The following is a 21950-nucleotide window of genomic DNA, read 5'->3' on the forward strand; positions in this document are numbered from 1 at the left end:
GACCTCAAGCTGAGCGATCGGCAATTGCTCCTGCATTGCCCTAATACACGCCCTCCATGGCGTAATGCAAAATTTGCATTCATGCCATCCATCCGCCGTCAAGCCTACATGGACGTATTCACCCAGCACCTAAATTCCATAGCCCACTGACTATTATTATACCCATCGCAAATCAAAATTCGGCACCAGGGCGTCCGTCAAAGGATGCCGTGAATACATCCCTGTAGGCTCTCGGCCCCTCACCTAGCGTTAGGTGAGGGGCCGCACACCCTGACGCCTCCTCAGGCACTGCCGAAATTTGAAGCGCGAAAGGTATAACTATTTTGGGTAATTTAGGTGCTGGGCCTGTCAAGCGAGTTACCGAACCCGCTACAAAACTCATAGCTCCAGGAAGTTATTTTCACGAAATCCTAATTTCGGGACAACTGGCATTTTTTAAAACTACCTCATCAAAAGCATCGCATCTCCGTAACTGAAAAAACGGTATTCTTGTTCTATGGCATGCCGATAAGCCTTCATAATATTGTCGTAACCGGCAAACGCCGAAACCAGCATCAATAAGGTCGACTCGGGTAAATGAAAATTAGTCAGCAAAACATCGACTGATACAAATCGGTAACCCGGCGTAATGAACAAATCGGTATCGCCAAGACCGGGCTCAAGTCTGCCGGTCTTCGAAGCCGATTCCAATGCCCTTACCGCAGTCGTGCCGATCGCGATGACTCGACCGCCTCGCGCCTTGACTTGCTCGACTGCTTGGACCGTCTCAGGCGAAACCGCATAATATTCCTTATGCATTAGATGCTGAGACAAGTCCTCGACTCGCACCGGCTGAAACGTACCGCTTCCAACATGCAACGTCACAAACGTTTTATGCACACCCTTTGCCTCTAAACGATCGAGAATAGCCTGGCTAAAATGCAAGCCGGCGGTCGGCGCCGCCACGGCACCGGCTTCCTTCGCAAACACCGTTTGGTAGCGCTCCAAATCGACAGCATCGTCAGCCCGGTCGATATAGGGCGGCAACGGAATATGACCAATGCTTTCCAGAATATCGAGCACGCCGGCGTCGCCATCGAAGCGAAGCCTAAACAAGTCATCCTCCCTACCCCATACTTCGCAGCGATAATCTCGATCCAGCTCGATAATCGTCCCGGCTTTGGGCGATTTACTCGCCCGCACATGCGCAATGGCTTCATACCGATCGACGATGCGCTCGATCAAAATTTCCACCTTGCCGCCGGTTTGTTTTTGTCCAAATAGGCGCGCGGGAATCACCTTGGTATCATTAAACACCAATAAATCATCAGGCTCGACCAGATCGATAAAATCGCTGAACTGCCTATCGCGCAAATTCCCGTTAGCGCCATCCAAACACAACAATCGACTGCTAACACGGTCGGCCAAGGGGTATTGAGCAATTAAATGCTCCGGTAAATGATAATTAAAGTCGCTTTTTTTCATGGCGCGCGATAATACCAGGTTGTTCCGAATAATGACACTTAAAAAAACATTGGACAATTGAAAAAAATTCAATATAATATCCCTTCTTTGCCGGGGTGGCGAAACTGGTAGACGCGCTGGATTCAAAATCCAGTGGTAGCGATACCGTGCCGGTTCGATTCCGGCCCTCGGTACCAAAGAATAGTTCAACAAGGTTTTATAAAATAAAAAAAGCCCGCAAGTTTCCTAGCTTCGCGGGCTTTTTTTATGCCTTTTTTGTTCATTTAGGTTTGGCTCTTAATGTGTTCCGGGGAGCTCGAAATAACGTAGTAGAAGACTTGAAAACACAGCACAGACTCCCCATGTCAGCAGGATGATAACAATACAACACCTGGTGGATAACGCCAAATGCTATGAAAAGATTCGTGAACTGCGATGGCCCGACGACGTTTTTTGCCCTCACTGCGGTTCGAAGGCCATTACCAAACAAGGTAAAGACGAGAGTCAGCCAGATCGTCAACGTTATGATTGTAAAGACTGTCACCGCAAGTTCGATGATTTAACTTATACGATTTTCGCTGGACATCATCAACCGTTGAAAACCTGGATACTCTGCTTATACTTCATGGGGTTGAACATGTCGAATTCCGATATTGCGCGCGAATTGGACTTGAATGAATCGGACGCGCAACAAATGACACGCCACCGGTATTGTGGCTAAAAAACCGACGGTGGTTCTAGAAGGCGAAGTGTAATGCGATGAAGTCTATGTGGTCTCAGGCCACAAAGGGCAGCCCGCTAAAGTAAAAAAAAGGGCGTAAAGGTCGGCGTAACCGATTAAAAGGCGCGCGTGGACGCGGGACTTTGGCCAAGGAAAAGCCGCCAATATTCGGCATGATTCAGCGAGGCGGACAAGTCGTCATTCGCATGGTCGAGAATGTTCAGCAAGCTACCATCAAACCTTTAGTGCAACAAACGATTGCTAGCGGTACATTGATCTATACCGATGAATACACGATTTATGATCGCCTTGAACAATGGGAATACATTCGAAAAAGTGTCTGCCATGGGGCCGGAGAGTATGCGCGCGACGAGGATGGCGATGCTTTCACGAAGTCCATGTCAACACCATGGAAGGGTTCTGGTCTTTGTTACGCTCCTGGTTGCGACCTCATCGCGGTATCTCTCAAGAATATCTACCGCTCTATCTGGGCTTTTTTGAATTTATTCATAACACAAAAACGCGGCAAAGCGTTATTACAATCTCTGGTTGAATTGTTGGCGGCTTGAAACAGCACCCCGGATTCCACCATGAGCTATCGCCAATATGAGTGTATTCTGACGTAAAACCTCGAAACCCGTTGCCACCATAAACCGGATAGTCACCCGTGTCGGAAATTATTGATTCAGCCGTTATTGTCTCGCCGCTCTTCAAGGAAGTGACATACTTCAGCTTCTTTGTCTCCCAATGCGCAGGTATATCACCCAACTAACGAGTCCAGAGGATTTTAGCGGCTCATCGGGATTCAAGCCGCGAGTGACGGCGCGACTAATCAGCGCGGCGCGCTTTTCTTCCAGCAAGGCCAGCATTTTTTCCTTTTCCGCGACCAGCGCGTCAATACTCGCGATTTCGCTCAACCGCGTAGGTCGGGTTAGCGCAGCGTAACCCGACATTGCACCCGGCACCACCGATTCGGCATCTGTTCATCAATAAAACGCTGCATGGCTTGCTTATCCGGTAATTCCAGTAGATATTTAGAGACAAACAAATGATTGCCCATACCAGCCAGGGCGTATTCGGCCAGAGCATGATTCTTGTCGGTGCAAAGCAGAATACCAACCGGCGGATTGCTGTCCTCAGTCATCATATGCCGGCGATACCAGTTCACATAGGTATTGAGCTGGCCTAGATTCTCGTGGCTGAACTTTTCCAGCTTCAACTCCACTAACACATGACATTTTAAGATGCGGTGATAGAAGACCAGATCAATAAAAAAATGCTCATCGCCGATAAGAATGCGTTTCTGCCGCGCCTCAAAGCAAAAGCCGTGACCGAGCTCGAGCAGAAAAGCCTGTAATTTTTCAGTGATTTGCTCTTCTAGGTGAGATTCACTCATGACTTTGGCGAATTTCAAGCCAAGAAACTCGAAGATATAGGGGGCACGAATGTGGAGTGTGGTTTGTGTCTCGACGCCCTGCTGGGCTAGGTCGGCGAGTTTGTTTTTGTTTAGCGACAAGCCGAAACGTTCGAAGTAGAGACTGCCGACCTGACGCTTGAGCTCACGCACCGACCAGTTGCCGCGAATACTCTCGACCTCGTAAAAGCTACGCTTGGTGGAATCGTCGATGGCGATGAGTTCGACAATATGTGAAACGACAGCCTCGAAAGAATGGTGTTGGCAGTCGCTGCGGATTGTGACGACGTTGCCCCTACAATCTGGGAGACATCTCCCGAATCTGCGGGTAGGCCCGATAAAACTGACGGTAACGCCGAAGCTCGCGCTCTTTGCTTCTAGCCACATCGAGTCGTTTCAACGCCTTCGCTAATTGAGTAAACAGTTTCTCCCCGTACTCGGCCCTATCCTTGCCATTCAACTCATATTCGATAATGTAACAGCCAATTAGCCAATTGCGCAGGGTCAGGCTTATGTTAACGGTCTTACTTGCCTGTGTCGCAAGCTCACGGTGAGCGGTTTGGATACTGTCGACTAATTAGGCGAAGTGTGTTGCTTTATTCATTCCGTCACTTCCCGCAACCTCATTTGTTTTCTAAAAGATACATTTATACCCAAACATTGGCCATGTAATTAGAGATCGTAGAAACAGTCCGTAATTTGTTCGAGCAACATTAGGGGAAGCATAAACGAAAAAAGCCCGCGTTTAGCGGGCTTTTGGATGTCGATAAAGATTTATCGGCCTATAAAAATTTGGTGGAGGCGGCGGGGATTGAACCCGCGTCCGCAAGCACTCCGCCACAAGCTCTACATGCTTATCCTGATCTTTTGATTTAACCGCCGGCTACCCGTCAGGCCAAGAAAACCGTCGGCGATTCCGTTAGGATTTAGTGCGTCAGCTCCGGACAGGCATCGGCACGATCTTATGTGCTATGACCCCTGAGTGATCCGAAGATCCTACCCGCATAAGCACAGGTAGTCAGAGGAATGGTGGCTGTTTTTATGCAGCCAAAGCCATTGAGTAGTTTTCGTCGTTTGCGAATACTTTATTTCAGTAGGTTTTACGAGCTGTACTGTGCTCGGCATGCACTCAAGGTTTTGCTACCCACGTCGAAGCCATGTCGCCCCCTTTAGTGTTGCGCGATATTATCAATTAAATTCAGCATTAGCAAATGTTAATTTATTATCGCGCTTCGAACTCGCATTTTTCTATTTTTGCATCGTTCGCATATAAAGACCGTCTTAATGACCTACAGTTCCTTAAGTTTAAATTTAATTTTGGATATGTTTGGGTGAGCGGTGAGCGGTGAGCGGTGAGCGGTGAGCGGTGAGCGGTGAGCGGTGAGCGGTGAGCGGTGAGCGGTGAGCGGTGAAATGATGCGGCATTTAACACATTTGTCAAGCCCTAATTTCCTCTTTCCTCTTTCCTCTTTCCTCTTTCCTCTTTCCTCTTTCCTCTTTCCTCTTTCCTCTTTCCTCTTTCCTCTTTCCTCTTTCCTCTTTCCTCTTTCCTCTTTCCTCTTTCCTCTTTCCTCTTTCCTCTTTCCTCTTTCCTCTTTCCTCTTTCCCTGCTCACCGCTTACAACTTACTGCTTACCAAAAAAACTTTAATCAACCAACATTCTAGCTAAACGACTATCATTTCGTATCGTTTCGATACTTTCCCGACTGCTCTCGCATTGTCGTATTATTTGCTCGGCTTCTGCCGCAATTTCGCTACGCTGTTGACAAAGTCTCTCGATGGCATTGACGATTTCCGCTTCGATTTGCATCAGCGCTATCGCCGCACCTTTTTTCAAACCTTTCAATGCGGCTTTTTCGAGGGATGGCTTGAGTTTCTTCAAGATAAAAAACGGAATCAGCCAACTGAGGCCTACAAACAAACTGCTATGGATTGCAAAGTTCGCCCCCAGGTAGTTACGGTAATCCAAACTGCTATGATAATAACCGGAAAAAACCTGGTAACCGACAAAACTCATTGCACCAAGAGGAAGTACGATTTCGCAAAACCGCATACCTTTTAAAAAAGCACGATGCGCGGCATGTCCAGGATTGGCCAAGGCTCGCCTAACCGCGAGTTCGGTTTGGTCATACATGATTTTTTCGGCCTTGCCGCGTAATTGCAATAATTCGCGTTTTAACGCAGCTGTCGCCAACCCGTTGGCATCGGCATGAAGAATCAAGTCGTCGAGCGCATCCTCATAACGGCTTTGCACCCACGCGTCCCATAACTCGCTTTGTTGCTGTTTCGACGCTTTATCATGTTCGGCATAATAGCCGGCCAACTGTCGAAGCGGCCATTCGAATCCTTGCTGCAAGGTTCGACCGGCGTCCTGCCAGCTCCGACGCCAGCGCTCGGACAGCTTTCGATAATCCCGGTCATTACCGACAAGTTTCAAGCAATCGACCAAACTCGTTTTCAATACATCCTTTCGAGCCTGAGTATTTCGAGATTCTAATTGCTTGACTGTGGTTTCGGTCGCAAGTGTTGCAATCGTCTCAGCCAAGTTTTCAAATTCGTCGGGGAAATCGGGCTCGCCGCAGGCAGTCTTGAAAATAATCGGGGCGTCAAATCCGGCCACGCTTAACTGCTCTTTAAAGTCGTCGTATTGCACCGCCTCCCCGCGATCCCATTGATTCATCACAAACAGCCAAGCATGACGCCCGCCTTCGGCCAGCAATAAACGCCAAGCCTTGTTATCCCGGTATCGTTCGGGACTGACGACATAGATCAACACATCGATATGCGGCAGCCATTGCCGCACGATTTCTTGATTATGCAAGGCTGTACTATCGAAATCGGGCATATCGATCCAGATGACATTTTTATTGGTTTCGTCATCGTGCTCGGCCTGACGGATTTCATCGAACGGTAGGTTTTCCGGCAATTTCGACAATTGCACTGCGCGATGGCGGTACATCGTCACTTCTCGCGACGTCGGACGCTCGATGCCGGTTCTTGCGATCGCCTGACCGGCCAAACGGTTCAATAATGTGCTCTTGCCGACACCGGTTCCGCCCATGAATGCGACGATCAGGGGCCGGGATGACGAACGGTCGATCAGCGATTCCGGCGTTCTCGAGTCGATCGCCTCAAGTTGTCTCGCCGTATGTTGGTCTATCCATCCGGCCGCTACTGCTCGTTCGGCCCAACGTTTGGTGTTTGCGACTAAATCAGAGTAATCGTAATCCATGTTTTTTATTCTTGAGTTGCTGCTCGGCTTGTTCTAATTGCTCCGGGGTAATATTGAAATAGCTGTCCGAGGACAATTGCTCGGGCAGTTTGAACAAGGCCTCTCTAAGGCATTCGATATAAAGTTTTTGCCTGACAATTTGCAATTGCCGTTGTTTGAGTTCCGCTTCGACCTTATTCAAATAACTCCCCATCGCGCTCTCGGTCAAAAACGAAGTCACCGATAACATCGCCGGGGCTATGATTAAATCATGCAAACCCAATCCGCCGGCCTGAAGAGAAATGGCAACGGCCGCCGCATCGGTAGTCGCGCGGGTGGCTCTGAGACCGTTCAATACATAGGGCTGTTCCTGTAATTTTGCGTAGAGCCGGAAGGCCGCGCTTTCGACTTCCTGCTGAAAATCATTATGATAACGCAGCACGGCATCGTTGAATTCTGCCAATAACGTATACCGCCGATTGCGCAACAATCCGATACCACCCCGCCACCAAGCGCTATCGCCATTTTGCTCTGTTTTTTCCAGCAAGGCATCCATGATGCGAATCAATAAATGTTCTGCCAGATGATTCAATAAAGCGACCTCATGACTGCTGTCGGTAATACGAGACCTCTTCATTCCTATTTTCATGACTTGCCTAATCGGCCAGGTTAGGGCCTTGCGAGTACCGACCAAAACTCTTGCAAACCCGGGAATCTCCAATAAACTCAATAATTTCGCCAAGGCGCTTTGAAATGTTTCATAATAACGAGGATGATTCAAGTAATCGTTCTGATACTGCGTTAACGACTGTTTAATCGAAGCATCGACAAGGCTTCGCCATTCTTGCAACGCCATGTGTTCCGCGCGAACAGGCTCCAGCCATTCCTGCCAGTGCTTAAGCAGAAACTCTTGAACCACCTCATTATTACGGCGGCGATTGACTTGACGAAACAATTTCCGGACCGCCGACCGCTCGTTTTCCGGCCATGTCGGTGCGGTTTGTTTTTGATAGAATAACGGCACGATAGTAGGGCAATCGTCGCTTCTCGATTGTCGCCATTTTTCGGTTAATGAACGGATTACGATATGTTCGCTACCTTCGGCCAATTTATTCACGCAAATTAAGGTCGGTTGACGCAATGTTTCAATCGAACCCATCAGCTCCCATACCGATTGGTCGGCATATTTCTCTTTGCTGACGACCAAAATCACAATATCGGCCAATGCAATCGAACGCATTAACGCTTCACTGTAACCAATCGCGCCGATCGAATCGAAATCGGGAGTATCCCAAACCAAGCACTCGGGCAATAAATCGGATGCTCCTATATTCTCAGTCAAGGCATAACATTCGAGCCTGTCCTTACGTAATTCGTCTTGGCGCACTTGTTGAAAACGTCCAAAGAAATGCTGTACGCTTTCACAGTCTTCAAGTTTGACCGCATTACAAAAACCTTGCGCATGCACGGTAAAGCCGGCCAACGGACTCACACCAGCCTGAGAGCTGTTCAGCAATAGATTGACCAAGGTACTTTTTCCGGCTTGCGTGGGGCCGACTACGGCTACTTGCAACGGTTGAAAAGTAAAGCGTTTATGCATAGCGGCCTTGCGAATCGATGCTTCGGCCAATATTTGCCGATCGATGCGTTGCTGATACACTGCCTTGACCGCATCGCTTGCGGTATGCGAAGAAACCGTTTGATAGCGTTGCTTTAGTAATTGAATAAAATCCAGCATATTGATGTGGCTTAGGTTTATAATCGCCGAGTAATTCGAGCGTTCGACTTTACGGCGGACACCGAACAGGAAAATGGTATTTCCGAAAAATTAATTAGCTAATTAACATTATTATAAGAATAGTACACCAGACACTATAACGATTGAGGTTAACCCTATGAGGATTCTATCAGCCCTTTTGCTCTCCGTATTGACTTTATCGCTAACCGCCTGCGGTAGATCGGAACAGATTAACGGGCGAAGCAGTAGTACCGCTTACCGGTCGGTTAAAATGCTGAAGGAACGCTTGCCCCCGGAAAAACGGATTGAATTCGAAATCTCGTTCTGGACCATTCGAGACGCTTACAAAGACACCAAAGAGTTTTTGTCTCAAGTCGACGGCAAAAACCCGGACGAAATCATCGAAACAGGCCGCGAAATTTACCAGCAACGTAAAAACCAAGGCTTCAGAGAATACCAGCAATACAGTTCTTGGGAAGAAATGATCGACAAATACGCAAGGGAACGCCGCGAACAAGACCGACACATTAAACCCGATAAAAGGGATAAAGCCAACGACGTACTTTACAAATTGTAAAAGGCCGTACAAGGAAACATGTAGGGCGGATTCGTACCACGGATCCGCCCTTGCAGCTTATGTACCTTCTCGCACCTCAAATTTCGGCAGTGCCTAAAGGAGGCACCGGGGTATTCGGTCCCTCTCTTAATGCTAGACGATTTTCGTAGGGTACGCTGTGCGTACCATGGTAACCCCGCGATGTTCATGTGCCAACCGAACCGCTAGGACACGGATTTGGTACGCGCAGCGTACCCTATAATTTATGTATAACGATGAGCGCTCTAGCGTGAGATCGATAATTGCCGGGGAACTGAAGTTACATTTAATGACCGTATCTCAAGCCGCGGGCAAGGCTTTTTGCTCGACTAAACCGGCGATAAAGCGATTCGCTTCGAAAATAGTCTGCTCCATCGCTTGAACCAACTGCGTCATATCCATGCTGATTTCTATAAACTCATGCTCTATAGCGGCAATCGCCTGCGCGTTGAGATTGTGCTTCAAAAACAATACCTGATCCTTGAATGCCGCCAATACCGGGTTGATTTTACTTTCGGCTCTGTGCATCGTTTTGATTAATTTAGCGTAATGCTGCTGGGATTGTCTTAATTGCTGTCGACTTTTAGTCTTCAACGAGCGATTAGTATACTCGTCGAGCTCGGCTTCCCATTCTGTAAACAACGCACCAGTGACTTCTTCGATCGCGCGAATACGACAACCGAGCTCATCCGACTTCGCCTTACAAAAATCGTATTGTTGTTGCAATAAACGATATTTGTTTTCTAGCGTCGAATCGTCAACGACGACAATCGTTTTAAATCGATCCAGAGCGTTTTCGAAATGAATTTTGGTTTCTTGCAAGCTACCGCAGGCTTGTTCGACATGCCTCACCACCATATCCCGTTTCGGGTGCCCCATCGACTCCTTGGCCTGATAATAGGCTTGACGAGCTATCTTGCTCACTAAACGGCCGACCGAATTGAGAGTTTTTCGGGTTAAATTGTTATCTGCCATTAGAATTTATCTTTCTTGAATTCAAGCCGCCATGCGTAATAACACAGCGACCAACGAGTTTTTATAAGATTACCGGGTTTGTAGCAAACCTTATCTATACCTTTCGCGCTTCAAATTTCGGCAGTGCCTGAGGAGGCGCCGGGGTGTGCGGCCCCTCACCTAACACTAGGTGAGGGGCCGGCATGGAGCTGGCATAGAGCCTACAGGAATGTATTCACCTAGCACCTAAATTCCATAGCCCATTACCATTGTTAATGGTATTGGATAATTTAGGTGCTGAATTCACGGCATCCTTTGACGGACACCCCGGTGCCAAATTTTCATCTACGGGGGGTATGCAATCAAAAGGGAGTATGATCTCTCACCTAGCAATTAAATTCCATAGTCAATTATGATTAACTATCATATACCTTTCGCACTTCAAATTTCGGTAATGTCCGAACACCCCGGCGCCGAATTTTGATCTCCAACGGGTATAGATCCATAAATTAAACTGGACTTTTGCCATGTACCTCAGCTCTCATTATGAACCACCTACCGCTTTTTAAAGAACATAAGAGATTCTGATGCCAGCTCGAAAATTCATAATAATAAACTGCATTGCTATGGCGCTAGTCGCGGCATCTTACCTTGTAAAAGCGGAAAACGTTTTGACGCTCGAAGCGGCGCTTGCCACGGCCCTTCAAAACAATCCCAATCTGGCTCGAATCAAGGCCGCCGCAGAAGCATTGGCGGCCGTTCCCTCACAAGCAGGAACCCTGCCCGATCCTGTCATCGGTTTCAATGTCATGAATTTACCGGTCGATCATTTCGATACCCGGAAAGAACCAATGGCGCAAATCGGATTCGGTATTTCTCAGGCTATTCCGTTTCCGGGCAAACTGGCCTTGCGCGAACAAGCGGCAACTTATGAAGCGCAAGCCGCTGCCTACAACGAAGATGAATGGCGCTTGAGCCTGCTGAGTGACGTCAAAACCGTCTGGTGGCAAATGTTTTATTTGGATCGCTTACTTGAGATCACCGATAACAATCGAATACTGTTGCAGCAATTAGTCGATATTGCCGGAACTAAATACGAAGTCGGCGAAGGTTTACAGCAAGACGTCTTGCTGGCGCAACTCGAATTGTCGAAATTATTGGACCGGAAAATCAAGATCAACGGCATGCGCGCCAATGCCTCTGCAAGCTTGAATGCCCTACTGAACCGGCCAAGCAATGACGCCGTGAAACTGCCCGCAAAAGTACCGTTACAATTGCCCGAGATTTATGACGATCGAGTGCTTTATCAATTGGCCGAAACCAACAGACCCTTATTGGCAAGCGAACGGGAAAGGATCAACGCGGCAAGATCCAAGCTAGACTTGGCCAAAAAAGAGATGTTACCGGATTTTAATGTCAATGCCGCTTACGGCGCTCGCGATAATATGCCCGACGGCACCCGGCGCTCCGATTTGCTCAGCTTCGGTATCAGCATGAATGTGCCGATATTTTACGCGCAAAAACAGGCTCAGGGCGTAAGCCAGTCTACGAGCGAGTTGATGCGTGAACGATACGCGCTGCAGGATCAATGGAACGGCGTCCGCAAACAAATATCGCAAGCCGGCAACGACTACCGGCGAGCCAAGGAACAAGTGCTCTTGTATGAAACGGGCATCCTACCGCAAGCCCAGCAAACGGTCGCATCGATGTTGGCCGGATATCAGGTCAATAAAGTCGACTTTCTGAATCTGATACGCAGCCAGATCACAGTCTACGACTACGAAGCGCAGTATTGGCAGGCCTTTGCCGAAGCTAACCAAGCCTTGGCGCAACTGGTCGCCGCAACAGGCAAGGAAGACATTTATGAGTAGACGCTTATTGATCACGGGCTTATCGATGCTCGCTTTAGGTCTCGGCGCAGGCTATTGGTTGGCGGGCCGTATCGACAACCTACCCATTGAAGCACACTTACCCGAACATCGACTCGACGATAAAAAGCCGGAACACCGTCAGCCATTGTTTTACCGCCACCCGATGAACCCTGAGATTACTTCGCCGGTGCCGGCCAAGGACTCGATGGGCATGGATTACATTCCGGTTTACGCGGACGAACAAACCGCCTCCGAGCCCGGAACGGTTAGAATCGATCCTGTGACGGTACAAAACATCGGTGTGCGTACCGCAAGAGCGTCGCGTACCACGCTTTCTCGAAACGTGCGCGCGGTCGGCCGGGTCGATTACGACGAAGAGCGCATCGTCCGCCTGCATCCGAAAACGGCCGGCTGGATAGAAGCCTTGTATGTCGACAAAACAGGCCAATGGATCGGAAAAGACACCGATCTGTTGAGCATTTATTCGCCGCAACTAGTCTCTGCCCAGCAGGAATATATTCTAGCGCTGCAAAACCAGAAAATTCTGTCTGATAGCCCGTTCGAAAGCATCCGTCAGGGTGCGGACGATCTGCTGGCAAGCTCTCGGAAACGCCTGCAATTACTCGACGTGCCGGCGCATCAACTCCACGAATTAACCGTCACAAAGCGCATCTTCAAGAGCCTGCATATTCATGCGCCGACCGACGGCATCGTGATACAAATCGGCGCCCGCGAAGGCCAGTATGTCACGCCGGATACAGAAATCTTCACGATCGCCGATATCGCCAATGTCTGGGTTTATGCCGATGTATATGAATACGAGTTACCTTGGATTAGGCCGGGTGATCGAGCCGAAATCCGATTAGCCGGTGTTCCGGGACGAGTTTTCGAAAGCCGTGTCGAATTCATCTATCCCTATGCCGAAAAACGAACTCGCACAACACGAATTCGTTTGGTTCTCGATAACGCCGAAGGCTTATTGAAGCCGGATATGTTTGCCGACGTGACAATAGCCACTCAAAGGCAGATGGAAACACTAGTCGTTCCGACTGAAGCAATCATCCGCTCCGGTACCCGGAACCAAGTATTCGTGGTCAGGGAACCCGGCAAATTCGAACCCCGCCGGGTCAAACTGGGCTTGGATTCGGATGGACAAGTGGCGATTCTCGACGGTCTCGACGAAGGCGAAGAGATTGTCGTCTCGGCTCAATTCCTAATCGACTCCGAATCGAAACTGCGCGAGGCGACGGCGAAAATGCTGGGAGCACCGACGCAGCCTCAAGCCGAATCGATACCGGCGCTTCACGGTGCAGAGGGTCACAAGCATGATTGAAGCGATCATCGGCAGCGCCTTGAACAATCGCTTTCTGGTTTTACTAGCGGCGGTGCTGCTGGCCGTGACCGGATTTTGGTCGCTCAAGACCATCTCGCTGGACGCGATCCCCGATTTATCCGACGTGCAAGTCATCGTATTCACCGAATATCCGGGACAGGCGCCGCAAGTCGTCGAAACCCAGATCACTTATCCATTGACCACGGCGATGCTGGCCGTACCAAAGGCCAAAGTCGTCAGGGGCAGTTCCGATTTTGGATTATCGATCATCTATATCATTTTCGAGGACGGTACCGATATCTATTGGGCCCGGTCGCGAGTCCTGGAATATTTGAACTATATCCGCGACCGTTTGCCGCAAGGCGTCAATCCGTCGCTGGGGCCCGATGCGACCGGAGTCGGTTGGGTCTATCAATATGCCTTGGTGGATAAAACCGGACGGCACGATTTGGCGCAGCTGCGCTCGATACAGGACTGGTATTTGCGTTATCCGCTGCAAACCGTGCCGGGCGTTGCCGAAGTCGCGTCGATCGGCGGCTTTGTCAAGCAATATCAGATCGAGATCGATCCGAATGCGCTGGCCGCCTACGGCATTTCGTTGGCGCAAGTCAAACAGGCCGTCAAACGCAGTAATAACGACATCGGCGGCCGCTTGCTGGAAAAAGCCGAAACCGAATACATGGTGCGCGCGCCGGGCTATATCCGCTCATTGGAAGACATCAAGACGATTCCGCTCGGTGTCGACAATAACGGCACGCCGATCCGCATACAAGACGTGGCGCATGTACAGATCGGCCCCGAATTGCGCCGGGGCATCGCCGAGTTGAACGGCGAAGGCGAAGTCGTCGGCGGCGTCGTGATCATGCGTTACGGCGAAAACGCCCGGGCGACGATTCTCGGCGTGCGGGAAAAACTGAAAGAACTCGAACAAAGCCTTCCCGAAGGCGTCGAAATCGTCTCGGTTTACGATCGGGGCGACTTGATCGAACGTGCGGTCGATACGTTATATAAGGCCTTGTCCGAGGAGCTCATCATCGTCTGCGTGCTGGTCGGCTTGTTTCTGCTGCATCTGCGTTCGTCGCTGGTGATCGTAATCACCCTGCCGCTGGCCGTGCTGATGGCCTTCATCGTCATGAAAATGCAAGGGTTGAACGCCAACATCATGTCGCTGGGCGGCATTGCGATCGTGATCGGCGACATGGTCGATGGCGGCATCGTGATGATCGAGAACGCCCATAAGCACTTGGCCGAAGCCGCCGAAAAAAAACAGGCCGAACTGACGCAGCAAGAACGCTGGCAAGCCATTACCGCCGCATCGAAGGAAGTTGGGCCGTCACTATTTTTTTCATTGCTGGTCATCACCGTATCGTTCCTGCCCATTTTCGTAATGCAGGCGCAGGAAGGTCGTATGTTCAGCCCCCTCGCCTTCACCGCAACTTACGCGATGGCGGCCGCGGCGCTATTGACGATTACGGTCGTCCCGGTCTTGATGGGTTATTGTATTCACGGAAAAGTCATTCCCGAGCACAAGAACCCGGCCAACCGTTTTCTGCATTTCCTCCACTCGCCGGTCTTGAAATGGGCGATGCGCTATCGCGGTGTCAGTTTACTCATTGCGTTACTGATGCTGGCTAGCACGATGTACCCGCTGTCTCGGCTTGGCAGCGAGTTCATGCCGCCGCTGGATGAAGGGGATATTCTATACATGCCGACCACGTTTCCGGGTATTTCGATCACCAAAGCCAAGGAACTGCTGCAACAAACCGATAAAATCCTGAAAACCTTTCCCGAGGTGCATCATGTGTTCGGCAAGGTCGGGCGCGCCGAAACCGCGACCGACATGGCCCCGCTGTCGATGATCGAAACCATCGTGCATCTGAAGCCGCGAACGGAATGGCCCGATCCAGGCAAGCCCCAACAGGAACTCGTCGCCGAAATGGACCGGGCGATTCGCTTTCCCGGCATGGCCAATGCTTGGACCATGCCGATCAGAAACCGTATCGATATGTTATCGACCGGCATCAAAACCCCGGTCGGCATCAAAGTATCCGGCCCCGACCTGACCGTTTTACAGTCCATCACCGAACGCATCGAACAAGAATTGAAAACCTTGCCGGATACCCTATCGGCGATGGGCGACCGCGCGGTCGGCGGCTATTATCTGGACTTCATCATCGACCGCGGCGAAGCGGCGCGTTACGGTTTGACCGTCGGCGATATACAAGACGTGATACAAAGCGCGATCGGCGGAGAAAATATCACGCAAACTGTCGAAGGCTTGGAGCGTTATCCGGTCAATTTGCGTTATCCGCGCGAATTGCGCGACAACCAGGAAAACCTCAAACGCGTCCTGATACCGACGCCGCAAGGCACGCAAATCCCGTTGGCACAGGTCGCCGCGCTTGAATTGAACCGAGGCCCGCCCGGAATTAAAAGCGAAGACGCTCGACCCAACACCTGGATCTATGTCGACATCAAGACTTCCGACATCGGTGGATATGTCGAACAAGCCAAAAAAATGCTGGCGCAACAGATCGAGATACCCCAAGGTTACACTGTCAGTTGGTCGGGCCAGTTCGAGTATATGGAAAGGGCCGCCGAACGGTTGCGTATCGTGATTCCTTTGACGCTGTCGCTGATTCTGTTGCTGCTGTATTTTTCGTTCAAGAATTTCGTTGAACCGGTCCTCGTGATGTTGACGATTCCGTTCGGTCTGATCGGTAGCATCTGGATGATCTACTGGTACGACTTCAATCTGTCGGTGGCCGTCTATGTCGGCTTTATCGCGCTGGCCGGCACCGCCGCCGAAACCGGCGTGATGGTATTGAATTTCATCGATATCGAAATAGCCAAACTGCGCGCGCAAAAACAGACATCATTGACGGCTGCGGAAATCAGGGAGGCGGTCGAATCGGCCACTGCGTTGCGTGTTCGCCCGGTCGCAATCACCGCGTTCACGACAATGTTGAGCCTGATTCCGTTCATGGTGGCGACCGGCGCCGGCGCCGATGTGACCCAACGCATCGTCGTGCCGACCTTGGGCGGCATGCTGACCGTGCTGGTACTGACGCTGCTGGTGTTTCCAGTGCTTTATAGCTTGGTGTTGCAAGGCTTGGAAAAGCGAAGAGAGAAAGCCTTGGCTGCCGAAATACAATGATTCGATCAATGCTTCGTTAAACTTAGGAATACCTGATTAGCAAGTTTCTTCAACTAAAGCCCAAAAACCAGCATATCCCTAGCAGGACGGGGTTTGCAACCCCGTCCTAAACGTTTTGACTTTGGCCGAAGTTAGCCGAAATGTTTAGGGCAAACCGAAACGTTGGGGACGGGTTAAATAACCCGTCCCACAGAAGTGGCTACGACTGGCCACTGCTCGGACAATTGGCTTCAGCAAGCTGAAGCATCTTGCTAATCAGGTAGGAATATGCACAAAATAACTTCTACAGGTAGTAGACTTTGTGGCGGTTGAATCCGTTATGCGGGCGCCGATAGAGCCGGCGCCTGCAACTAACGTTGGTTTTCGCTCGTTCCCAAGCTCTTTGCTTGGTAACGCAATTCGAGAAGCTCCAGCTTCTCGAAACCGGAGTTTGAAAAAACAGCCGAGAGGATCTGAATACTTACAATTAAGCTGGTATCTCGGGCCGGATCACCAAATAATGCCCCGCCTAAGGCATTAATTTAACAGTCTAAAATCGTTCAAGCAGTTGTAAATGACTTTTCGAATTCGATCAATTACTTCAACTGGAACTGGAGTCAACGGCGGGCGAACATGCACCGGAAAACTATCGATTCGAGCGCCCATGGCCGCTTTGACCAAAGAAATTTCAGAATAGCCGCCGGTATTCCGAAACCGGTTCCAAACATCGAGACAACACTGCATCGATTGCGTTTTGCTGGCGGATAATCGGTATTCCGTTTGCATCGCGATCAACAATTCAGGCATCGGATTCGCCGCCCCAGTGACCGAACCGGATAAGCCTTTTTGCAAGACCTCGAAAACTTTTGCGTCATTGCCCAAAAATACAGCCAATTCGGGAAAATTCGACCGGTATAGCTGGGCATTGTCTATATCGCCGCTCGAATCCTTGATGCCGACTATCGAAAGACCCTGATCAAGTAGCGTAGTCACCAGATCGATACCGAGATGATTGCCGGTATGCTGGGGGAAATGGTATAGCATCGCCGGCAAAGGGGCGCCGGATATCGCGTCGATGAAAAATCGAGAGAGCCCTCTGTCCTGGCAGGCGGAATAATAATAAGGCGGTAATAATAGTATGTAGTCTGCGCAGCCTTTCGTTCCGGCGATCAGCTTGCGAACATCGCTGACGCAGGTCGCGCTGACGTTGTTGATTATAGTACCTGCGAAATATTCTCTAACGAATTCGACAACCTGCCGGCGTTCCCTTATCGTGATCGACGGGAATTCTCCGGTCGTACCATTGGCAATGACCGTCCGCACTCCCCAGGAATACAAAGACGATAAATAAGCTTTAAAGGCTTGCCATTCGATTTTTCCGCTTGCATCAAATGGTGTCAATAACGCTACAATAGGGCCATGAAGTTGAATCATAAAATCCAATGAGTTTCAGTAAAATCAAATGTTAGTAACATTCAGTTGTGATGTATACCCCAACACCACCTATTTCGGCGATATCGCGCAAACATTGCTGAAAATGATGGGAAAACGCGGCAACGTGCCGGGCGCTATTCTGGCGAAAGATGTTCCGATAGCCCTGGAGCAATTGCAAAGCGCCCTTGAAAAGCAGAAGACGCAGTCGTCGGTAAATTCAGACGATGAAACGGACGCCGGACAAAAGCACTGGAAAGAAAAACCGGTTCCTTTGGCTCATCGGGCATTGCCGCTGATCGAATTACTTACTGCCGCCGCAAAAGCCAATTGCAATGTCATGTGGGACCGGAATTAGAGCTACGCGAAGGAGTTATACCCATCGTAGATCAAAGTTCGGAGCCAGGGTTTGTGCGGCCCCTCAGGCACTGCCGAAATTTGAAGTGCGAAAGGTATAACTGATTTTTTAAGATTATTGCTTGTTTCCGTCCGTTAAGCTAAAACCATGCCGCTTATCAGATATTTGACTAAATTCCTTCCGTCAGGCACGACATGACAACGCTACACTGAACTTAATCATAGTGGAATCAAATGCCCAGGTTTTTGTTTTACCCTTCTGGAAAGGTTATGGCAGAATAAGCCGGAGAGCAATTTTGAGAGAACCGTTTAATGACCGATTTATACAGTGAACAGCACCGTCAACTGCAAGACCTTCATGATACGCGCAATCTGGCCGACCGGGTACAGGAGCTCATCGTCGAAAATCAAATAAACGAACAGCATCAGCCTTTCATCGAAAGCAGAGACTTTTTCTTCTTAACCACAATCGACCACCGAGGCTATCCCACCTGCTCCTACAAGGGCGGCAACCCGGGTTTGGTTCGCGTAGTGGACCCTCAAACGTTAGCCTTCCCTAGTTATGACGGTAACGGCATGTTTCTGTCAATGGGCAATATTCAAGGCAATCCCAAGATTGGTATGTTGTTCATCGACTTTGAAACGCCGCACCGTATCCGAGTGCATGGCGAGGCATCGATTCAAAAAGGCGACTCATTGCTATCGGAATATCCCGGTGCAGACATGATCGTCAGAGTCGAAATCGGCGAAATATTCATCAATTGCCCGCGCTATATCCATCGCATGGAGCGCATTGAAACGTCAAAATACGTCCCTCAACCCGACAATGAAACACCCATTCCACAATGGAAACGCATCGATGCGGTACAGGATGCACTTCCCGCTTCAGAACAAGGTCTTGCTGAAAAGCTGGGCGGCACGCTCACGCCGGAAGAATACGGCGCGAAGGTGATGATGGGCGAAGGATGATTTCACAATTCAAGAGCCCTGTCTTCATATCTTCAAATCCTAAACAGTTTATTCTCAGCTTTAAGAAACAGCCCCAGACCTTCGCCTTCAGTTCCAGCGTGTGCCAGTTCAGACCTTGAACCTTGACGAATTCGCTGTAGGCGATATCGAAATCCTTCAGAATCTGATGCACGTCGACGCCCTGGATGCTGGTCATGTCGATCTGGATATGCGACCAATAGCCACCCAGGACCGCCCAAAAGCCCATCGGCCAGACGAGATACAACGGCGAGACCAGGGCTGCGAGGACGCCGACGCCGACCCGGCCGGCAAGCACAAGCTGAACCTAATGCTGGAGACCGAGCGGCCAAGTTCGCGTATTCAAAAGACTGGATGCGGCGGTGGGGTTTTTGTTTGAATTGGGTTTTGGGGAAATAACGATTGTTCGGTAACCGGAGACAACGCGATGAGCGACATTCCAAACCACTGGGCACAAGGCCGGGCGTTTTTTAAATCCGGCGGCGATGGCCGATTACGACTTGGAAGGCGAATACCCGAGCCTTCAAACCACCCCGCTCGATCATGGCATCGATGCGGATTTGCTGACGGAATGTTTAAACGCGGCCGAAAGAATCCTCGCGGAACCGGAATTCAACCGCTGGCCGTCGGTGCCGGTGCGGGGTTATGGCGATGGGAACCTTCGGGCCGGGCCGTTTGTGGTGGTTTTGCCGAATGCGGCGAATGATGATCATTAGACGGGTAACGGCCAAACTCAGGCTATCAAATTCAAATCTTGCTTTGAGTCAGCCAATAGTAAGGTACTTTTGTTAAAGTCCTTAAGCTGGAATGAGAACTAATCTTTACCATTGAACTTCAAGAAATCATGACAAAAAAGCCGTATATCAAGAACCAAGACACTGGTATTCCTTGTATATCAAACAGGTATTGGAAAACTTGCATAGTTTATCCACTCAACAAGCCCAGGAACGTCTTAATACCAGTGTTCCGAACCGTTTGCCATCGCTAAAACGCCAGGGCCTTTACTTCGTTTTCTACTAGGAGAAAAGCATGAACCAAAGAAATCGCTTGCAGTGGACGGTTGCGCTCTTAAGTGGCGCTTTGGTTGTCGCTCTAGTCGTGTGGCTCTTTGGCGAGGTTTGGCGCTATGCCGGCGAATATGATAAGAATCCGTCTCACCGCAACTTGAAGAACCAATTGATGCGTCGAAAGTCAAACTCGATGCAAGATATCCTTGATGCGATCGTTCGGGGCAGACTCAACCGTGTCAATACCGCAGCCGTGGACATGGAAAGGTACGCCGCCGCGATTGATGGCTATCTGTCCACAGACGTCTACGAGAAGCATGGCAAATCCTTCAATGAAGCCATATACGACCTGAAACGAGCATCTACACAAAACGATGCAGAACTGGCCAAGGAGGCAGCGCTTAGGCTCGAGCGAGCCTGCTTGGAATGCCACATGCTGATCAACGCGCACAAGGGCCAACAGGTGCAGGGCAACGAATGAGTGAAGACCAAAATATAGGAAGTTTAAAGGCATTTTCGAACCTACTCCCTACTCCGTGGGAAAACGCCACTCCAAGCAGGCCTTTTTGGCAAGATTTTTCCTGATTAGCAAGATGCTTCAGCTTGCCGAAGTCAACTTTCCGAGAAGTGGCCAGTCGAAGCCACTTCTGCGGGACGGGTTATTTAACCCGTCCCCAACGTTTCGGTTTGCCCTAAACAATTCGGCTGACTTCGGCCAAAGTCAAAACGTTTAGGACGGGGTTGCAAACCCCGTCCTGCTAGGGGAACTTTGACAGCGACTATACGAAATTGAATTTCCTGATTAGCAAGATGCTTCAGCTTGCCGAAGCCAAGTGTCAGAGCAGGGGCCAGTCGTAGTCGCAAAAACTAAAATATGCTGTTACCCAAGCTCCAGCTTGGGTAACCTGTTCAGGAAGCTCTAGCTTCCCGACAATCAAGAAAGATTGAACGAGCGAGCGAGTCGGGGTTGATTGAGAATGTGCGGAGGTTGTGTCGGCCTCAGGAAGCTGGAGCTTCCGGGGTGTCTTTCCCAAGCTGGAGCTTGGGAAAGAGCGTGATGTGGGTTGGCCGTTTTTAGCTTGACGCGCATGGCTTGCGAACCCCGTCCTGCTAGGGATATGCTGATCTTTGAGCTTTAGCTGAAAAAACTTGCTAATCAGGTTAAATTTCAAAAGCTTCGTTAATCAATTTGCTGGATTATCAAACTTACCAACTCGGATAATCGGTAATCAATTACATTTATCCAAAAATTTAATATAGCTTCTTGTTGTTGGACATTGGAAAGGATGAGACTTCTGGACCCGATCCAGAATTATTCAACACGAATGAAAATTTTCCGAGAGAATGCTTTTTTGATAGGAATTTATTGACTTGTTCTATGGATAAAAGCAAATCAGAACAAGGATTAGATAAGTTACCTAAAATTGATAACTGGCTAACTAACTGTAAGATTTTTATCTTTAGATACGCAGACTACGGTAGAAGCTACGGCACGCTTTAAGCTAACAATTCTTTTATATATAAATCAATAGCTTGCGAGATGAATTGGCGGAGAGACAGAGATTCGAACTCTGGGTGGGCTACAAACCCACGACGGTTTTCAAGACCGCTGCCTTAAACCACTCAGCCATCTCTCCGTGAGCCGCATATGATAACGGATCGAATTTATTATTCAAGCTTTTTTTCTATTTTTCTGCCCTTCTTTTAAAGACTTTCTTTTAATGGAAGCAGTTAAGACGCCTTCATTTGGC

The 21950-nt window shown here is 49.6% G+C and carries 19 protein-coding genes, 2 tRNA genes, 1 other RNA gene and 1 pseudogene; 11 read left to right on the forward strand and 12 right to left on the reverse strand.

What is annotated here, in order from left to right; genetic code table 11:
- Positions 1-441: 441 nt before the first annotated feature.
- Positions 442-1536 carry a tRNA preQ1(34) S-adenosylmethionine ribosyltransferase-isomerase QueA gene (gene queA, locus MEALZ_RS12690; protein WP_014149045.1) on the reverse strand — a complete coding sequence of 365 codons (1095 nt, stop codon included), beginning with the start codon at positions 1534-1536 and terminating at the stop codon, positions 442-444.
- A 17-nt stretch (positions 1537-1553) separates the two neighbouring features.
- Between queA and MEALZ_RS12695 the strand changes: the two genes are divergently transcribed.
- From MEALZ_RS12695 to MEALZ_RS23870, 3 genes and pseudogenes are all read left to right on the forward strand, one after another.
- Positions 1554-1640, forward strand: a tRNA-Leu gene (locus tag MEALZ_RS12695).
- A 197-nt stretch (positions 1641-1837) separates the two neighbouring features.
- The gene (locus MEALZ_RS23175; protein WP_223842303.1) at positions 1838-2164 is read left to right on the forward strand and encodes a transposase; all 327 of its coding nucleotides are present in this window, start codon (positions 1838-1840) and stop codon (positions 2162-2164) included.
- 113 nt (positions 2165-2277) lie between these two features.
- Positions 2278-2733: pseudogene (locus MEALZ_RS23870) on the forward strand (transposase); the annotation flags it as partial.
- Positions 2734-2892: 159 nt separating this feature from the next.
- Here the strand turns inward: MEALZ_RS23870 and MEALZ_RS12710 are convergent.
- The 7 genes from MEALZ_RS12710 to MEALZ_RS12725 all read right to left on the reverse strand — a co-directional run bounded on the left by MEALZ_RS12710 (position 2893) and on the right by MEALZ_RS12725 (position 8528).
- Positions 2893-3081 (reverse strand): hypothetical protein, encoded by a 189-nt coding sequence (locus MEALZ_RS12710; RefSeq protein ID WP_162472955.1) that lies wholly within the window; start codon positions 3079-3081, stop codon positions 2893-2895.
- 14 nt (positions 3082-3095) lie between these two features.
- Positions 3096-3965, reverse strand: a complete 870-nt coding sequence (locus tag MEALZ_RS12715) for a PDDEXK nuclease domain-containing protein (protein WP_198482302.1) — start codon at positions 3963-3965, stop codon at positions 3096-3098.
- Positions 3874-4143 (reverse strand): DUF1016 N-terminal domain-containing protein, encoded by a 270-nt coding sequence (locus MEALZ_RS23945; RefSeq protein WP_198482371.1) that lies wholly within the window; start codon positions 4141-4143, stop codon positions 3874-3876. The genes MEALZ_RS12715 and MEALZ_RS23945 overlap by 92 nt, the downstream gene beginning before the upstream one ends.
- A gap of 228 nt (positions 4144-4371) precedes the next feature.
- Positions 4372-4746, reverse strand: a transfer-messenger RNA (tmRNA) gene (ssrA, locus tag MEALZ_RS21210).
- A 276-nt stretch (positions 4747-5022) separates the two neighbouring features.
- Positions 5023-5193 carry a hypothetical protein gene (locus MEALZ_RS22740; RefSeq protein WP_162472957.1) on the reverse strand — a complete coding sequence of 57 codons (171 nt, stop codon included), beginning with the start codon at positions 5191-5193 and terminating at the stop codon, positions 5023-5025.
- A 31-nt stretch (positions 5194-5224) separates the two neighbouring features.
- A complete protein-coding gene (locus MEALZ_RS12720; protein WP_014149048.1) occupies positions 5225-6811 on the reverse strand; it encodes a GTPase in 1587 nt (528 codons plus the stop codon).
- Entirely contained in the window at positions 6792-8528 is a 1737-nt protein-coding gene (locus MEALZ_RS12725) for a GTPase (RefSeq protein WP_014149049.1), read from the reverse strand. Before MEALZ_RS12725 ends, MEALZ_RS12720 begins: the two co-directional genes overlap by 20 nt.
- A gap of 157 nt (positions 8529-8685) precedes the next feature.
- Here MEALZ_RS12725 and MEALZ_RS12730 point away from each other — a divergent pair, with 157 nt between their 5' ends.
- Positions 8686-9105 (forward strand): hypothetical protein, encoded by a 420-nt coding sequence (locus MEALZ_RS12730; protein ID WP_014149050.1) that lies wholly within the window; start codon positions 8686-8688, stop codon positions 9103-9105.
- A 318-nt stretch (positions 9106-9423) separates the two neighbouring features.
- Here the strand turns inward: MEALZ_RS12730 and MEALZ_RS12735 are convergent, their stop codons facing one another.
- On the reverse strand, positions 9424-10098 hold the full coding sequence (locus MEALZ_RS12735; RefSeq protein ID WP_014149051.1) for a DUF2959 domain-containing protein: 675 nt from the start codon (positions 10096-10098) through the stop codon (positions 9424-9426).
- A 566-nt stretch (positions 10099-10664) separates the two neighbouring features.
- On the opposite strand from MEALZ_RS12735, the gene MEALZ_RS12740 reads away from it, so the two are divergent.
- The 3 genes from MEALZ_RS12740 to MEALZ_RS12750 are packed head-to-tail and all read left to right on the forward strand — an operon-like array spanning position 10665 to position 16438.
- Positions 10665-11948 carry a TolC family protein gene (locus tag MEALZ_RS12740; RefSeq protein WP_084685449.1) on the forward strand — a complete coding sequence of 428 codons (1284 nt, stop codon included), beginning with the start codon at positions 10665-10667 and terminating at the stop codon, positions 11946-11948.
- Positions 11941-13281 carry an efflux RND transporter periplasmic adaptor subunit gene (locus tag MEALZ_RS12745; protein WP_014149054.1) on the forward strand — a complete coding sequence of 447 codons (1341 nt, stop codon included), beginning with the start codon at positions 11941-11943 and terminating at the stop codon, positions 13279-13281. Before MEALZ_RS12740 ends, MEALZ_RS12745 begins: the two co-directional genes overlap by 8 nt.
- Positions 13274-16438, forward strand: a complete 3165-nt coding sequence (locus MEALZ_RS12750; RefSeq protein WP_014149055.1) for an efflux RND transporter permease subunit — start codon at positions 13274-13276, stop codon at positions 16436-16438. Before MEALZ_RS12745 ends, MEALZ_RS12750 begins: the two co-directional genes overlap by 8 nt.
- 516 nt (positions 16439-16954) lie before the next feature.
- Here MEALZ_RS12750 and MEALZ_RS12755 read toward each other — a convergent pair.
- Positions 16955-17851: a dihydrodipicolinate synthase family protein gene (locus tag MEALZ_RS12755; protein ID WP_014149056.1), complete on the reverse strand. Its 897-nt coding sequence runs from the start codon at positions 17849-17851 to the stop codon at positions 16955-16957.
- A 28-nt stretch (positions 17852-17879) separates the two neighbouring features.
- On the opposite strand from MEALZ_RS12755, the gene MEALZ_RS12760 reads away from it, so the two are divergent.
- Together MEALZ_RS12760 and MEALZ_RS12765 are read left to right on the forward strand one after the other, a co-directional pair.
- A complete protein-coding gene (locus MEALZ_RS12760) occupies positions 17880-18206 on the forward strand; it encodes a DUF1840 domain-containing protein (protein ID WP_014149057.1) in 327 nt (108 codons plus the stop codon).
- A 311-nt stretch (positions 18207-18517) separates the two neighbouring features.
- Entirely contained in the window at positions 18518-19174 is a 657-nt protein-coding gene (locus MEALZ_RS12765; protein WP_014149058.1) for a pyridoxamine 5'-phosphate oxidase family protein, read from the forward strand.
- On the opposite strand, the gene MEALZ_RS23065 is transcribed toward MEALZ_RS12765, so the two are convergent.
- Positions 19128-19490: a hypothetical protein gene (locus tag MEALZ_RS23065; protein WP_014149059.1), complete on the reverse strand. Its 363-nt coding sequence runs from the start codon at positions 19488-19490 to the stop codon at positions 19128-19130. The two genes, MEALZ_RS12765 and MEALZ_RS23065, sit on opposite strands and share 47 nt — an antisense overlap.
- Positions 19491-19677: 187 nt before the next feature.
- Between MEALZ_RS23065 and MEALZ_RS12775 the strand changes: the two genes are divergently transcribed.
- Positions 19678-19908 (forward strand): hypothetical protein, encoded by a 231-nt coding sequence (locus tag MEALZ_RS12775; protein ID WP_014149060.1) that lies wholly within the window; start codon positions 19678-19680, stop codon positions 19906-19908.
- Between the two features lie 313 nt (positions 19909-20221).
- A complete protein-coding gene (locus tag MEALZ_RS12780) occupies positions 20222-20680 on the forward strand; it encodes a hypothetical protein (RefSeq protein WP_014149062.1) in 459 nt (152 codons plus the stop codon).
- A gap of 1065 nt (positions 20681-21745) precedes the next feature.
- On the opposite strand, the gene MEALZ_RS12785 is transcribed toward MEALZ_RS12780, so the two are convergent.
- A tRNA-Ser gene (locus MEALZ_RS12785) sits at positions 21746-21836 on the reverse strand.
- Between the last annotated feature and the right edge of the window lie 114 nt (positions 21837-21950).

The organism is Methylotuvimicrobium alcaliphilum 20Z, assembly GCF_000968535.2.
GTDB lineage: Bacteria > Pseudomonadota > Gammaproteobacteria > Methylococcales > Methylomonadaceae > Methylotuvimicrobium > Methylotuvimicrobium alcaliphilum.